Genomic DNA, 15,564 nt, shown 5'->3' on the forward strand with positions numbered 1-15,564 from the left:
CTTCAAGCACTTGACATTCTGCTGTAACATCTGCAAGTGTAGCCGCATCTGGAGTTGGCGCTATACTGTCATTGATGATAATATTCTGAGTTTGCGTATTGCTATTTCCGTTAGCATCAGTATAAGTCCAAGTAATGGTTGTTGATGCGTTAATTGGGAATACACCATCGTTGGTTACAGTTACAACACCTGAACAATTGTCTGTAGCAGTTGGTGCGATAACATCGGCTTCAAGCACTTCACATTGTGCAGTAATATCCGAAAGAACAGCTGCATCAGGAGTTGGTGCTATAGTATCATTAATAATGATATTCTGAGTTTGTGTAACACTATTTCCGTTAGCATCGGTATAAGTCCACGTAATTGTAGTTGATGCTGTGATTGGAAAAATTCCATCATTGGTTACTGTTACGATACCTAAACAATTATCGGTAGCAGTTGGTATAGCAACATCGGCTTCAAGCACTTCACAGGTTCCGGTAACATCTGCTAGTATAGCATTATCAGGCGTTGGCGCTGTCGTGTCATTGATGATTACATTCTGAGTTTGCGTGTTGCTGTTTCCGTTGGCATCGGTATAAGTCCAAGTAATTGTTGTTGATGCAGTAATTGGGAAAACGCCATCATTAGTTACGGTAACAATACCTGAACAGTTGTCGGTTGCCGTTGGAGCAATGACATCAGCTTCAAGCACTTCGCATTGCGCAGTAATATCTGAAAGAACAGCAGCATCCGGAGTTGGTGCTATCGTATCATTAATAATAATATTTTGAGTTTGTGTAACACTATTTCCATTAGCATCGGTGTAAGTCCAAGTAATTGTTGTTGATGCAGTAATTGGGAAAACGCCATCATTGTTTACTGTTACAACACCTGAACAATTGTCGGTGGCCGTTGGAGCAATAACATCAGCTTCAAGCACTTCACATTGCGCAGTGATATCTGTAAGCACAGCAGCATCCGGAGTTGGTGCCGTAGTATCATTGATAATTACATTTTGAGTTTGCGTATTACTGTTTCCGTTCCCATCGTTATAAGTCCAAGTAATTGTAGTTGATGCCGTGATTGGGAAAACGCCATCGTTAGTTACGGTAACAATACCTGAACAATTATCCGTAGCAGTTGGTGCGATAACATCGGCTTCGAGTACTTCGCATTGTGCAGTAACATCTGCAAGTATAGCATTATCAGGAGTTGGCGCTATGGTATCATTAACCACAACATTCTGAGTTTGCGTATTGCTATTCCCGTTGGCATCGGTATATGTCCAAGTGATTGTAGTTGATGCTGTGATTGGAAAAATTCCATCATTGGTTACTGTTACAACACCTGAACAATTGTCTGTAGCTGTTGGCGCGGTAACATCGGCTTGTTGCACTTCACATTGTGCAGTAATATTTGCAAGTATGGCGGCATCAGGCGTTGGCGCTGTCGTATCATTAATGATAATATTTTGACTTTGCGTTTCGCTGTTCCCGTTTGCATCTGTGTAAGTCCAAATAATGGTTGTTGATACAGTAATTGGATACACACCATCGTTGGTGATCGATGCAATTGAACAGTTGTCTGTAGCAGTTGGCACAGGAACATCAATAGCCAATACAGCACATTGCGAGGTAAAATCTGCAAGCGACGCTAGATCAGGAACCGGTTTTATAGCATCCGTGATAATGGCATTCTGCGTTTGCGTTTCAAAGTTGCCATTGGCATCGGTATATATCCATGTAATTACCGTTGAAGTTCTGATTGGAAATACAACACTAGTGGTTGCTGTTACAACACCCGAACAATTGTCGAAAGCTGTTGGTGCAGGAACATCGGCTTCAAGAATTTCACATAATGCGGAAACATCAGCAAGGCTGGCAGCATCAGGAACCGGTTTCGTGAGGTCATCGATGTAGATGTCTTGTGTTTGGTAGCTCGTGTTTCCATGTTCATCGGTATAATACCATGTAATCAGGGTTGATCTTACAATTGGAAAAACGGCATCGTTGGTTACCGTTACAACACCAGAACAATTGTCTGTGGCTGTTGGTACCGGAACATCGGCTTGTTGCACTTCACACAATCCGTGAATATTCGGAAGAATAGCTACATCAGCTACCGGCTCTGTAAAATCGAGAATATAAATATCTTGGTTTTGGAACGTAGTATTTCCGGTAGCATCGGTATAGGTCCATGTAATCAAGGTTGATACTGTAATCGGAAATACACCATTATTAGTCACCGTTACAACACCAAAACAATTGTCTGTTGCTGTTGGTACCGGAAGATCGGCTGCCTGCACTGCACATTGTGAGTGAAAATTAGGCAGTGTCGCAACATCTGGAATTGGGCGAGTAAAATCGAGGATGTTGATATTTTGCGTTTGGATTTCAGTACCGCCTAATTCGTTTAAATACGCCCAAAAAATGGTAGTCGTACCGGTTGCGGTAACAGGAAAAATACTGCCGTCTGTAGTTGGCGTTACCGTATTGCCACAACTGTCGGTGATTACTGGAATGACCAAGTCGGAGAATTCTACTGAGCATTGGGCATTAACACTGGGCAGATTGTTGGGTAAATTCAGGTCGCAAGCTACAACTTGTGCGGTGTTCCTGACATGAGTAGCAATCGACTGTCCGTGCGATCGCTGCGCCAAAACCAAAATGGCAATGACAAGAAAGTGTAACGTTTTTTTCATAATCTTAAAATTGTTTGTTTGAAGTTATCAGCGTAAAAATAGGCAAAAATCAGGGGTAGGTTTTTTGGTTTTTTAAGGGTTATGAACAAATGTATTGACAATAGGAAAGGTTGGGTTTTCAGGAGCTAATCCGGCTGTACCCTACAAAAAAACCGCGTCTTGCTCACAATGGTAAAGTCCGGCAAGAGCTTCCGTTGGTCGCTTTGCCAGACTAACCAAAGTAACTAGCAAGACGCGGTTTTGTTTTCCAGTGCCATCCGGGCTAGGCATTCGATTTTAGATTACTATCATTACCCAAACAAATCTAAAATCTAAAATCAGAAATCTAAAATCCCTATTTGTGGGGATTTTTTTTTTGTAGGGATTGAGGAGTTTTGATTTATAAAACAGTACTAACTAAAAAATAGATTACGATGTTAAATAAAAATGATATTACCAACAACGATATGTTCTCCAAACTTCAGGGAAATATTCTCAAAGGGCATGGTAGAAATTTCACCACTAACATTTTTATCAGATTTGATAAAAACAGAGACAAAAGCGCTAAAAAATGGATTGCCGAATTTTCAGAAAGTAAGTTAACCAGCTGTAAAAAACAACTAAAAGAAAATGAACTTTTTAAAAGAAATAAAATATCTGGAGGCGTTTTTTATGGGATTCTATTGACAGCTCCGGGTTATCAATACTTAGGTAAAGACATTTCAAAATTTGAAAAAACATTTCAAAACGGGATGAAAAAAGCAGATTTACAAGATCCGGACACTAAAAAATGGGAAGAAGGTTTCAGAAAGGAAATTCATGCTATGATTTTGATTGGAGATGACAATCAAGAAAAATTAGGAATTGCTTCAGATGAGATTATTGCAGCGTTAAACAAATTCTCATCCATTGTAACTATTGAATATGGAAATGCCATCCGAAATGCTAACGGTGATGGAATAGAACATTTTGGTTATGTAGATGGCATCAGTCAACCTTTATTTTTTGATGATGAATTGAAAGAATATGAGCAGCAAAATGCCGGAAAAGAAATATTTAATCCATCTGCTGAGAAAGAATTGGTTTTAGTAAAAGATCCATTTGCAGACAGTGACAATACTTACGGAAGTTATTTTGTTTTCAGAAAATTAGAACAAAATGTACAAAAGTTCAAAAAGAACGAGGAAGAACTGGCAAAAAAATTAAACCTTAAAGAAGAAGACGAAGAACGTGCCGGAGCCTCTATTGTAGGTCGGTATGAAGATGGAACTCCCGTAGAAATGAGCAAAGACGATGGCATTATTGGCAGCGGAGCATATAATAATTTTGATTATAAGATTGCTTCTAATTCTAGATGCCCTTATCATGCGCACATCCGGAAAACAAATCCAAGAACTGAAGCACATAAGGAACACATTATGGCCAGACGTGGTATTCCATACGGATACAGAAATGTACCTGCATCGATTGAGCAGGATTTTCTTCAAATGCCTGAAAGTGGTGTAGGGTTGTTGTTTATGAGCTTTCAAGCGAGTATAAAAAATCAATTTGAGCATATTCAAGGATTAGCCAATCAGGTTAATCCTGCGAATGATAAAGTAAATAATCTGGACCCAGTTATTGGTCAAGATGGATTACAAAATAAAAGTACCGGTGATTTTCCGGTCACATATAACAATGCAGGTTCGGTGCAATTCGGTGCTTTTGAATCAGCAGTAACCTTAAAAGGCGGTGAATATTTTTTCGCTCCGAGTATTCCTTTTTTAAAAAACATTTAAATATTATATTATGAAAAAACTTACGCTACTAGTGACATTATTTTTATGCACACTATCCTATTCACAAGGAGAAAAAACAATTGATTGGCAAAATCTTGACAAGATTAATGAAGTAAAACATTTACTTTCTCCTGTAAAAAATAAAACTTTTACAGTTTTCAAAATTAAAAACATCAATAAGTTTCTTTATAAAGTTGAGATTGCAGGTAAAAATTTTGACTTACAAACTCCGGTTCCAACTGAATTGCAAACCTTGTTCAGACTTTCATCAGAACAATTGGAAACTAAAGTCGAAACAAAGGCAACTTCAGACGCAATAAAGAAAACAGAAGATCAAATAACCAAAATTGAAGAAGTACAAAATACTCCAGGTAATCCGGCTGCTTTAAATGCAAAACTTGATGAAATGATTGCTACTTGCAATGATTATAAGAAAATCTTAGAAGATATAAAAGATTTTGAATTTGATTTGAAATTAAAGCAAAACAAACTAATCAATATTGCAAAATTGGATATCGATTACAGCAGCATGCAGGATAAATTGCAGGAGATTGACAGTCCTGTAGATCCTGCTGATATTTTGAAATCGTTAAGAGATAAGTATGAAGCTATTGAAGCATTATACAAAGAAGCGGTGAAATTATCCACCAATGTTGCACAGAAGCAAAACATTGAGAAAGCATCAGACAGTATTGATGATGCTTTTGAAACCATTAGAGATGAAAAAATAATCACGCTTTATGAAAGTGTTGATTATTTATATAAAGAATTGGGATTAGAACAAAACTTTACCGCTCAAGCTCCTCCGGTTCAAATGAATGGTGATTTTGTAGAGTATAAATGCAAAGTTACACCGTCAAAAGTAAATACGTTGGGTGCGTATAAAAGTCCGATACAATTTGATTTTATATTGCCTAATTATGGAGGCATAAAAGCGGATTTTAGTGTAGGCCCAACTATTTCGTTTGGTAAAAACTCCAAAGACGAGAAATTTTATCTTGAAGAAAGTACCACTACCGGAAAATCGTATCTGCGAGAAAGAAACAACAACAATGCAGGAACTCCTGGCCTTGCCGCGATGATGCATGTATATGACCGGGTAGCTACAGAAACCGCTATTGGAGGATTGTTTGGCGTTGGCGCCGGCTTTCAAACTATTGATGATGTAGATTTAAGTTTCTATTTGGGAGCCAGCGTTATTCTTGGTATGAAACAAAAAGTAATGATCAATGCTGGCTTAAGTTTTTTGCGTGTTGATCGCTTAAAAGACAAAGAGTTTGAAGTTGGAAAAGAATATACTACTCAAGATTTTGACTTAAATAATGTCGTTGAAAAAGTTTTTAAATCCTCTTTCTTTATATCATTGTCTTATAATTTAGCCAAGCGCGTAGATAATTAACCCAAATCACATAGCTGTTAGCATAAAAACCCCGAAGTATTTCGGGGTTTTTCTATTGCTAAACTTCATTCGTGATGGTATTGATTATCAATTTTAAAATACATGATGATTGACAATACGATATATTCTTAGGTTTTTTAGTTGCTATTGACAATTTGGTGAACGTATTAAAACTAAAAATAGGGTTAAGAATATTGGCTGAGTAATGCATCTACTTCTGTTGAGAAATCTTTATACTTTGTTAATTCATCTTCCAAATTCTTCTTTTTAAATTCTTTAAGACTATCATCATCAATTTCAGCCAGCCTTTCTTCTAAAAACCCAAAGCAGTGCTCATCCGGTTTATCTAATTTAAAAGGATTTCTCTTACTTTCATCCAAACACTTTTTGGCTTTTTTAATTATCCAACAAATTCGGGAATTGAGTAAAAAAAATCTTGTTTTAGAAATTAATCTTAAAATTTTATACTGCTGATTCAAATTTATTTTTTTTTATCTATCGATGAGTTTTTTAATCTTTTCAACTTTAATCCTTGCTTTTTTATAATTGGCAAGTTTTCGCGCCGCAACTTCATCCTGAAAGCCCAGCGAACGGCGGCGCAAAAGCATTAAGATTGCCCAAGTGGTCCAAACCATCATAAAACAAAAATGAAATCGAACCGGTAATTGATCTACATTTTTATAGAAAAAAAAATAAAAATTTAGCCTAATCAAAGCACATGAAATGAGCGTTCCAATAAATAGTGTTACATAATAATTAACCCATTGTTCAAAATCAGACTTCACTCTTATAAAGAAATCTATTTTAAGAAATTCAGAAATTACCAATGCGACCGACATTACAATTGCGCTGGACAATAATGCAAAAATCCTGATTTCACTACCTTTACCACTATTGAAATCTGTGATATGCAATGAGATAAAACCAAATAAAAGACATGCCACCAGAAAAAGATCGAGCAGCATATCACTAAAACCGTAATTTTCGGTTGTTGAAGCCAGATAGGAAAATAAGAAATCGATGCTAAAATAGCATACAAAAGCAAATCCCAAAAGAAAATGTTGCTCGGTTAACACCAAAATCAAAAGTTGTCTAACACCTTCCCATTGATGTGCATCATTCACTGTACTATATAGCCCTATAATAGGTGAAAATGCCGTCATCATCTGCTCTAAAAACGCTCCAAGAACTGCGGGATAAACCAACATATGCATCCATTCTTTTTTTATATTCATAGTAGAATGGTGCGCTGTATTTTTAAGGGCTAATTTTGATGAAGACTTTTTCCTGGTACGAAAACACAATACCACGAATACTACAAAAAGGCATAAAAAAACTATTTCCGGCCAATCCAATTTTAAACAAATGGCACTATCTTCTTCACCTTCAACATGCTTTGAAGTTTGACATTTTGTGTGATTCGTAGGTTTAGAATGCCTATAATTGTTCAGCGTATTTTTTACACAATCACGAACAGAAATGCTCTTTATGGTATCGGCATCATTAGTATTTTCCTTGGTCTTTATAACATTCGGCACTTTTTGGTTTTTGCCTATCGGTTGCGCCTCACTCACAACAGGATTACTCAAAATTATAAATAGAAGCAATAGTGACCTTCCGACAATTAAATTAGGCTTAATAGTCATCATAAGAAAATTGTAAATTACTAATGTAATAAAATAGTATTTAATTTAAAAACAGCCGTTTAAAGTTTTTACTCATCGGCATTTTTAGTTCTTTCTATGATTTGAAACCCTAACATCACCAATGCAATAATGGAGATAATAAAAGTAAGGAAAGTAAGCGAAAAAGCAATTCTGGTGTTTAAAGACCGAACGATGTAATCAGAAGTTGAAGTGGCTGTGATATCATCATAAATAAACACTGATGAAACAAACCCACCGACAATTGTCAAAATCAAACAAACCCATAATAAAATGATTGTTGATTTCACTTTATCATCATTCAGATTTAAACCAATTTTGTCTATAAAACTTATCGATAATGTGAGTATACCTATGCTAGATGGAATCAGTAATTTTAAAATGTCGAATAATATAGTAAGCACTTCCATAGTTATTTAGCCTTCGGTTTTTTGATATAATTGTCTTCAAAATCAAACCAATTCTTTTTTTCATTTTTTGGTTTGAGCATATAGTCTAAATAAAAACTTACTTTTTTCTTCAATTCATTTTCTGAAATACGTAAAGACTGAGGTTGCTGTTTATATTGATCATATAACTTAATAAGCTCATCTTTAATAAAATTAACTCGCTCATCATCAATCTCAATTTTTTTAAATTGATAAACTCGTTTGGAAATGATTTCTAATAGAAAGGTAAAATCACAATCCGTAATCATTTTACTATCCATCATTTTGTTGTGCAATTCGTCTTTTATTTCATCTGATATCCTTGCGTTCGACTTGACATTTGTTGCCATTATTTCCTTGTATTCCGATTTTTTCAGTACAACACAGGACGTTACGCTGAATGCGAGTAATGCAATGATTATTTTTTTCATGATGCTTGAGATTAATTGTTCATGTATCTTAAAATTTGTGTATTGGTTAACCATACTACAATTTCATTCTTATGATTAATCACAAAAATGTCTTTGTAATTTTTATTCTCCATAATGCTTTTAGCATCTTCTACTTTTTTGTTTTTATCAATGAATTATAACTTTACTTATCCACCGTTTTGTTTTCATTTAATTTTATTCCAACATAAGCTGCCGAGCTAATTCCCATCAAAGCAAGTTCAGTTGGTGTAAACGAAATAAATACCTTACCTGCACTTGAAATAAATTCAGTTATAAAAATGACCCCAAATAAGATATTAAAAATTAATGCTTGAAAACGATGCACGCTGATTCCGTTTTCATCAGAAAGAATGTTTGTCCAGAAAAGTTTCTCATCATTGCTGTCTTGATGTCTTACTTTATCAGTATTAATATCAGTATTATCAATAATTCTAGAAGCAGTAGTAGTTCCTAAACTAATTCCTAATAAAATCAATAGCGATTTATTGATTTCTGGCAATCCATTATTATAGCCATAATAAGCAGAAAATGAGCTAACAATAATTAAAGTCCACCACATAAGTTGAGCCCGTGCAAAACTATAAGGTTTATTTTCACAATTACTGATATCCTTTAATATAGGCGTCCAAAAAGATAGGTATATTCCATAAACAATTATTGCAAAAGGGATGACATTAATAAAGAGAATTTTAAAAGTTTGAGTAGATTCCATGATATTAATTTTTAAAAGTTATACATTTCAAAATTCCTCATTCTTACCCATAAAAAAATCCCTAACAATAGGGATTTTAATGTTTCATAACAGACATGCTTTTTCTAAAAATCATATTTTCGTTCTACGGCAAACCTTATTAAATCGGTTTTTCCATGAATATTCATTTTCTTTAAGATGTTTTTTCTATGTGTATCTACGGTGCTTTTCCCAATAAAAAGCTGTTCCGCAATTTCGTTCGACGTTTTGCCTTCTCCGATGAGCCGCAGAATTTCCTTTTCACGAGAACTCAGAATGATTTCTTCTTTTGAAGTGGTATCTAATGATGTAATCGAATCATCAAAAAAAGTTTCACCTTTAGCGACCATTCGAATGGCTTCAACCAGTTTTTTCAATGGCGAATTTTTCATAATATAACCTGTCGCACCGGCAAGTTTCATTTGGTTTACCGCCTCACTTTGATCGAACATGCTAAAAGCAATAACTTTAATATGTGGAAATTCTTTTTTGATGATTCTAGTAGCCGATATGCCGTCACATTTGGGCATTCGAATATCAGTAATGACTACTTGTGGTTGTTTTCTACGCACTAAATCAACCAACAATTCGCCGTCGTTGGCTTCACCCACAACCGAAATATCGTCTTCATATTCTAACGAAAGTTTAATCCCATCAATTAAAGATTGGTGGTCTTCTGCAATTACAATTGTTGTCATATCGGTAAATCAATAATGATGGTCGTTCCTTTTGAAATAATAGAATCGATTGTAAAAGTACCGTTCATTTGCTCGACTTTTTTCTCAATACTTTTAAGTCCGATTCCTGATTTTTGAACAATACTTTTCGGATCAAATCCCTTTCCGTTGTCTTCAATAATAATGTTGAGTTCATTGCTATTGTGTTGGGTTAAATAAATATTAACCTCCGTAGCTTCTGAATGTTTCATAATGTTCGTACACAATTCTTGTATGATTCTGAAAAGCATCACTTCTAAAGTGTTTTCCAAACGTTCGTTTAGCCCATGTGGAATCACATTAATCTGCAATTTTTCAAGCACGCTCATTTTCTCTGCCATCTTTTTAACAGCTACGACTAAGCCTTCACTGCCAATGACTCCGAGGTTTTTTAAGTGCGAAATGTTGCGTACTTTTTGGTAAGCTTCCTCAATAAGCGAATCTGTTTTTTCAAACAATTGGAATTCTTTTTCGCTTGAACCGGTATCGTGGCGTTTCAAATTTTCGAAATTCAATTTCAAAGTCGCCAGCATACTTCCCAGATTATCGTGCAGTTCGTTGGCAATGCGTTGGCGCTCTTTTTCCTGGCTTTCAAGCATCACATCAATTTCGTGTAATTCTTGTTCTTTAAGTTTGGTTTCGAGTTTTTGGGTTTCGAGTTGTTTTTCCTGCTCTACAATTTTTTTCTTTTTGGAGAGATTTTTATAGGCGAGAACCGAAATAATTCCTATAACAAATAGCAATCCTATTACGGAATAGATTATGGTTTTTAGGTTTTTATTTTCGAGATCTTTTTCTTTGGTTTCGTATTTAGTTTGTAATTCATTTATAGCCAGTTCTTGATCTATTTGATTTAAGTCATCATTAAGAATATTATACTTTTCTAAATATTCTAATGCCTTTGGGGTATTTTTTATTTCTTTATAATTTTTATACAGAAAATAATTGATAATGCATTTATTGTTTAAGGCATTTTCATCAACATCTAGCTCCAAAGCCTTATTTAGTAATACAATAGCTTCAGCGTATTTTTTTTTACGATTATAACTTCCAGCTTGATTAATGTAGATGTCATTTATTGATTTAATATCATTCTTTTTTAAAGCAATAGGCAAACATCTATTTAAATATTTTAAAGCAGAATCAGGTAATTTTTCTGCTTCATTGAAATAAGCAGCCAAATTTTTATTGATTTTCAACGTTAAATTTTCGTTTTTAATTTCATTATTAATTTTGATTGCATTTCTAAAATTTGTCAGCACTTCAGGATCTTTCTTGGCACAAATTTTAATAGACGCAATTTCATAATAAGCAAAAGCTATTTTAGTCTTATTATTCGTTTTTAAGGCATAGTCAAGATATTCCTGAATTAATTTTTTTTCGCTAATATTTTTTGGTTTGTTTTTCATAGTTGAAACCAAATAAGCAATATCCAAGTTGAGTTTTAATGCTTTTTCAATACTATCAATTTTTATGTATATCTCTTTTGCTTCTATTAGTTTTTTAAAATATTGGTCTTCTTTATTTTCCTGTTGATATATTTTACTATAGGCTATATAATAATTAGCTCTTTCATAATCCGTGTAATTCGCTAAATCAATTTTATCTAATTCTTTTTTTGCGGATTCAAATTTTCCTTTACTAATATTTTCATTTATAAATTTCAAATTATTTTGTGCAAAAAGAAACCCGTTCATAAGAATAATACTTACGAACAGGATTCTTTGCATTTTATTGACATATAGTAGCATACTATCTTGAAACAATACTCATTCCGACAACTCTTGGTCTTAATTGAAGAGGAATTATGTATACATACGGCTGACCATTCAAATTTAAAGCATTAATATCATCTTCCAATGTATCGAATAATGACTCAACATAAATCAAAGGATTAATGCCTTCTTGATCATCATGTATTACGGTAACAAACACGTCTTTCGCCTTATCATCAAATGCAATTACACCGGGTTTTTCTACTTTAATTAAATCATCATAAGCTATTCTATGAGGGTATAGCGTATTTCCGTTAAACAATTGAACGCCTGGTTCATCAAAAATTCTCATGTAATAACAAATCGCATAAGTCTTTTTTCCTTTTATTTTTTTCGAAATATTATAAGCAAATCCAAAATCATAAGGCTTACCTTCTTCATGTTCTGGCAATACAACATCAATATCAATAATGCTTGCTTCTAATTTTCCAATTGTTAAATAAGTTCTGTCCATGATAAATAATTTTTTAAAGTTATATACTTCAAATCTCCGTCGAAAAATTACAAAAAAAATCCCTACAAATAGGTAAAAAACCAATTTGATGTTGTATTTGAAATCAATCATAGCACCACTCACTAATAATAAAAATTGACACTAGTAAATCATGCAACACTTTCCCATAATTTCATAACCTTTTGATGGCGGAGGTTGGTATCTTTATAATGCGTCTAAAAATGATATTCTTATGATACAATTGCTTTTATTCTCAGTCGGTTTCATCCTTTTCGTCTACTTCATCACATTGACCATAAAAAAAGACAACAAAAAAATAATTTTACATCGATTGGCGGTCAACCATGCCCGAATGGTTAGGCTTTATGACAAACTCGAAGAACTTATTTTCTTAAGAGATTATTCGACTTATACCAAACGCGACAATACCATGAGTTATGATTTGTATCGCGCCGGAATTAAAAAACAAAACGATATTTTTGATAAGGAAATGCATGAATTACGCACTTCGAAATTCAATCGTGACATTGAACAATATTACCTTAAAATGCTCCATATCCATGACAACGAATTGATGCGTTTGAAATCAGAAATTAAACGTGCTGAAAATATACGGTTACTGCATTTGCATGTTGAGAAGCATTGGAGTGCTTAACGTCATTACTAATTTAACTGCTGATTATAGCCATGAACCAACATACTTCAATGCTGGTTCATGGCTAAATTATTTAATCTAAAATCTCAAATCCGAAATCAAAAATTCTCCCAAACTTTCGCTACTTTTGCGGCATGTCTAGAAAAAATACCGATAAAATTATATTCGATCACATCAAAGTTTTGGATGCCGGAGCCAAAGGCGTTTCTGTTGCCAAAGCGCCTGACGGAAAGGTAATCTTCATTCCCAATGTGGTTCCCGGCGATGTCGTTGATGTGCAAACTTTCAAAAAACGCAAAGCCTATTACGAAGGAAAAGCCATTCGTTTTCATGAATTTTCCGAACACCGCATCGAACCGATTTGCCAACATTTTGGTGTTTGTGGCGGTTGCAAATGGCAGAACATGAATTATGCGCAACAGTTGTTTTATAAACAAAATGAAGTCAAAAATCACTTGCAACGCATAGGCAAAATCGAGCTTCCTGAGTTTGAACCCATATTAGGTTCCGAAAAGCAATTCTTCTACAGAAACAAAATGGAATTCGGATTCTCCAATTCGCGTTGGTTAACTGAAAAAGAAATCGACAGCACTGAAGATTTGGGCAATCGCAATGCACTCGGTTTTCACATTCCGAAAATGTGGGATAAGATTCTCGACATCACCAAATGTCATTTGCAAGAAGATCCATCGAATGCGATTCGAAACGAAATCCGTGACTTCGCTAACGAACACAATCTCGCTTTTTTTGATCCGAGAAATCATGAAGGTTTGCTCAGAACATTAATGATCCGAACCGCATCAACAGGTGAAATTATGGTGCTCGTTCAATTCTTTAAAGAAGACAAAACAGCGCGCGAATTGCTGCTCAATCACCTGTTCGAAAAGTTTCCCAATATCACTTCATTGCAGTATGTAATCAATGGAAAACCCAACGATACGATCTACGATCAAGACATCAAATTATACCAAGGCCGCGATTATATCTTAGAAGAAATGGAAGGTTTGCAGTTTAGCATCAACGCCAAATCGTTCTACCAAACCAACTCAGAACAAGCGTACGAATTATACAAAATCACCAGAGAATTTGCAGGATTAACTGGCGATGAAATCGTTTATGATTTATATACCGGCACCGGAACCATTGCGCAATTCGTTTCCAAAAAAGCGAAAACAGTGATTGGCGTAGAAAGTGTTCCTGAAGCCATTCTCGACGCCAAAGAAAATGCCAAGCGCAACAACATTACGAATTGTGAGTTTTATGTTGGTGATATGAAAGTGGTTTTCAATGAAAGTTTCATCGCCAAACACGGTCAACCCGATGTGATTATTACCGATCCGCCTCGAGACGGCATGCACAAAGATGTAGTCGAGCAAATTTTGAAAATTGCTCCTCAAAAAATTGTTTATGTAAGTTGCAATTCCGCTACACAAGCGCGCGACTTGGCTTTGATGGACGAACAATATCAAGTGACACGCGTGCGTCCGGTGGATATGTTTCCGCAAACGCATCATGTGGAAAATGTTGTACTTTTGGAAAAGAGAAAAAAATAAGCGCCTGAGTTTCTAAGTTACTCAGCAACTCAGGCACTCAGCAACTCAGTTACTCAGCATATGAAGAAAATAGTTTTATTAATTATCGTAATAGCCGTTGCTTTTTCAAGTTGTGAAAAGGATGACATTTGCGATGAAAATACCGGAACCACACCGCGATTGATTATCGTTTTTTACGATTTTACGAATCCAACTTTAACGAAAAATGTGACGAATCTTGCTATTATTAAAAATGGTGATACGACGCCATATGCGGTTTATAATGGTGTGAGTAAAGTTCAAGTGCCTCTTGATATTGCTGCTGATTTGTCGCAATATCAATTCATATTAAATTATGCCAATGCCAATCCGGCTTTAATCAATATCGACAATTTAGAATTCGATTATACGCGCAACAACGTTTACGTTTCTCGTGCTTGTGGTTACAAAACGGTTTTTAAATTAAACGATATTAATCCCTTTACGCAAACCGACAACACCGTTCCAGATGGTTTATGGATGCGTAACATTACAGTAATTCAATCTGATATTCTGACCGAAAATGAAACACACCTTAACATTTCTCTTTAGCCTTGTCTTGGTGTTGTCTTCATGGTTCATCGAAGCACAAACCAAAAAAACCGACAGCATTCCTGTAAAAACCAATCGTTACGGAATCCGCGTCGGCTTTGATTTATTCAAACTCGCGCGTACTTTTTACGAAGAGGATTATAAAGGACTTGAAGTTGTAGGCGATTACAGACTTACTAAAAAATATTATCTCGCGGGTGAATTGGGGAATGAAAACAAAACCGTAAATGACGACCAATTGAACTTCACCACAAAAGGTACTTACTTCAAAGCCGGTGCTGATTATAATCTTTATGAAAATTGGCTCGACATGGAAAACATGGTCTATATCGGCGCGCGATATGGAGTGAGTTCGTTCAGTCAAACCTTGAATTCTTATACGATTTACAACCGTTATCCTTATTTCGGACAATCGCAAGAAATCAAATCAGGAGAAAAATTCAACGGATTATCCGCACAATGGGTGGAAGTTTTACTTGGAGTAAAAGCCAAAGTCATCAACAATTTCTATGTTGGTTTCAGCTTTCGAATGAACAAATTGGTATCGAATAAAAAGCCTGATAATTTCGACAATCTTTACATTCCGGGTTTCAACAGAACTTACGATGGTACTTTTGGTGCAGGTTTTAATTATACGGTTTCTTATTTTATTCCGATTTATAAGAAGAAAGTTCCTGTGGCGGCTGCGCCTAAGAAGAAATAAAAATTACGAATTATAAATTACGAAT

14 protein-coding genes and 1 pseudogene are annotated in these 15,564 nt (G+C 35.0%); 6 read left to right on the forward strand and 9 right to left on the reverse strand.

The features are described from left to right. Positions 1-2,683 (reverse strand): annotated as a pseudogene (locus RMO03_RS10365) (hypothetical protein); the annotation flags it as partial. 413 nt (positions 2,684-3,096) lie between these two features. Here RMO03_RS10365 and RMO03_RS10370 point away from each other — a divergent pair. Next, entirely contained in the window at positions 3,097-4,440 is a 1,344-nt protein-coding gene (locus RMO03_RS10370; protein ID WP_309642032.1) for a Dyp-type peroxidase domain-containing protein, read from the forward strand. A 10-nt stretch (positions 4,441-4,450) separates the two neighbouring features. Next, the gene (locus RMO03_RS10375) at positions 4,451-5,839 is read left to right on the forward strand and encodes a hypothetical protein (RefSeq protein ID WP_309642033.1); all 1,389 of its coding nucleotides are present in this window, start codon (positions 4,451-4,453) and stop codon (positions 5,837-5,839) included. Between the two features lie 185 nt (positions 5,840-6,024). Here the strand turns inward: RMO03_RS10375 and RMO03_RS10380 are convergent, their stop codons facing one another. The 8 genes from RMO03_RS10380 to RMO03_RS10415 all read right to left on the reverse strand — a co-directional run bounded on the left by RMO03_RS10380 (position 6,025) and on the right by RMO03_RS10415 (position 12,058). Next, entirely contained in the window at positions 6,025-6,318 is a 294-nt protein-coding gene (locus RMO03_RS10380) for a hypothetical protein (RefSeq protein ID WP_309642034.1), read from the reverse strand. A gap of 12 nt (positions 6,319-6,330) precedes the next feature. Then, complete coding sequence (locus tag RMO03_RS10385; RefSeq protein WP_309642035.1) at positions 6,331-7,488, reverse strand: hypothetical protein; 1,158 nt, start codon at positions 7,486-7,488, stop codon at positions 6,331-6,333. Between the two features lie 65 nt (positions 7,489-7,553). Beyond that, entirely contained in the window at positions 7,554-7,913 is a 360-nt protein-coding gene (locus RMO03_RS10390) for a hypothetical protein (protein WP_309642036.1), read from the reverse strand. A 2-nt stretch (positions 7,914-7,915) separates the two neighbouring features. After that, positions 7,916-8,362, reverse strand: coding sequence for a hypothetical protein (locus RMO03_RS10395; RefSeq protein ID WP_309642037.1), 447 nt, complete (start codon positions 8,360-8,362; stop codon positions 7,916-7,918). A 163-nt stretch (positions 8,363-8,525) separates the two neighbouring features. Beyond that, complete coding sequence (locus tag RMO03_RS10400) at positions 8,526-9,095, reverse strand: hypothetical protein (protein ID WP_309642038.1); 570 nt, start codon at positions 9,093-9,095, stop codon at positions 8,526-8,528. A 104-nt stretch (positions 9,096-9,199) separates the two neighbouring features. Then, complete coding sequence (locus tag RMO03_RS10405) at positions 9,200-9,811, reverse strand: response regulator transcription factor (RefSeq protein WP_309642039.1); 612 nt, start codon at positions 9,809-9,811, stop codon at positions 9,200-9,202. Beyond that, a complete protein-coding gene (locus tag RMO03_RS10410; RefSeq protein ID WP_309642040.1) occupies positions 9,808-11,559 on the reverse strand; it encodes a sensor histidine kinase in 1,752 nt (583 codons plus the stop codon). The genes RMO03_RS10405 and RMO03_RS10410 overlap by 4 nt, the downstream gene beginning before the upstream one ends. A gap of 22 nt (positions 11,560-11,581) precedes the next feature. Beyond that, complete coding sequence (locus tag RMO03_RS10415) at positions 11,582-12,058, reverse strand: hypothetical protein (protein WP_309642041.1); 477 nt, start codon at positions 12,056-12,058, stop codon at positions 11,582-11,584. A 232-nt stretch (positions 12,059-12,290) separates the two neighbouring features. Here RMO03_RS10415 and RMO03_RS10420 point away from each other — a divergent pair, with 232 nt between their 5' ends. The 4 genes from RMO03_RS10420 (at position 12,291) to RMO03_RS10435 (ending at position 15,539) form a co-directional block, all read left to right on the forward strand. Continuing rightward, complete coding sequence (locus RMO03_RS10420; RefSeq protein WP_309642042.1) at positions 12,291-12,713, forward strand: hypothetical protein; 423 nt, start codon at positions 12,291-12,293, stop codon at positions 12,711-12,713. 134 nt (positions 12,714-12,847) lie between these two features. After that, a complete protein-coding gene (gene rlmD / locus RMO03_RS10425; protein WP_309642043.1) occupies positions 12,848-14,266 on the forward strand; it encodes a 23S rRNA (uracil(1939)-C(5))-methyltransferase RlmD in 1,419 nt (472 codons plus the stop codon). Positions 14,267-14,326: 60 nt separating this feature from the next. Then, positions 14,327-14,836, forward strand: a complete 510-nt coding sequence (locus tag RMO03_RS10430; protein ID WP_309642044.1) for a DUF6452 family protein — start codon at positions 14,327-14,329, stop codon at positions 14,834-14,836. Then, entirely contained in the window at positions 14,808-15,539 is a 732-nt protein-coding gene (locus tag RMO03_RS10435) for a DUF6048 family protein (protein ID WP_309642045.1), read from the forward strand. The genes RMO03_RS10430 and RMO03_RS10435 overlap by 29 nt, the downstream gene beginning before the upstream one ends. Positions 15,540-15,564: the final 25 nt, after the last annotated feature.

This window comes from Flavobacterium sp., from assembly GCF_031411595.1.
Lineage (GTDB): Bacteria > Bacteroidota > Bacteroidia > Flavobacteriales > Flavobacteriaceae > Flavobacterium.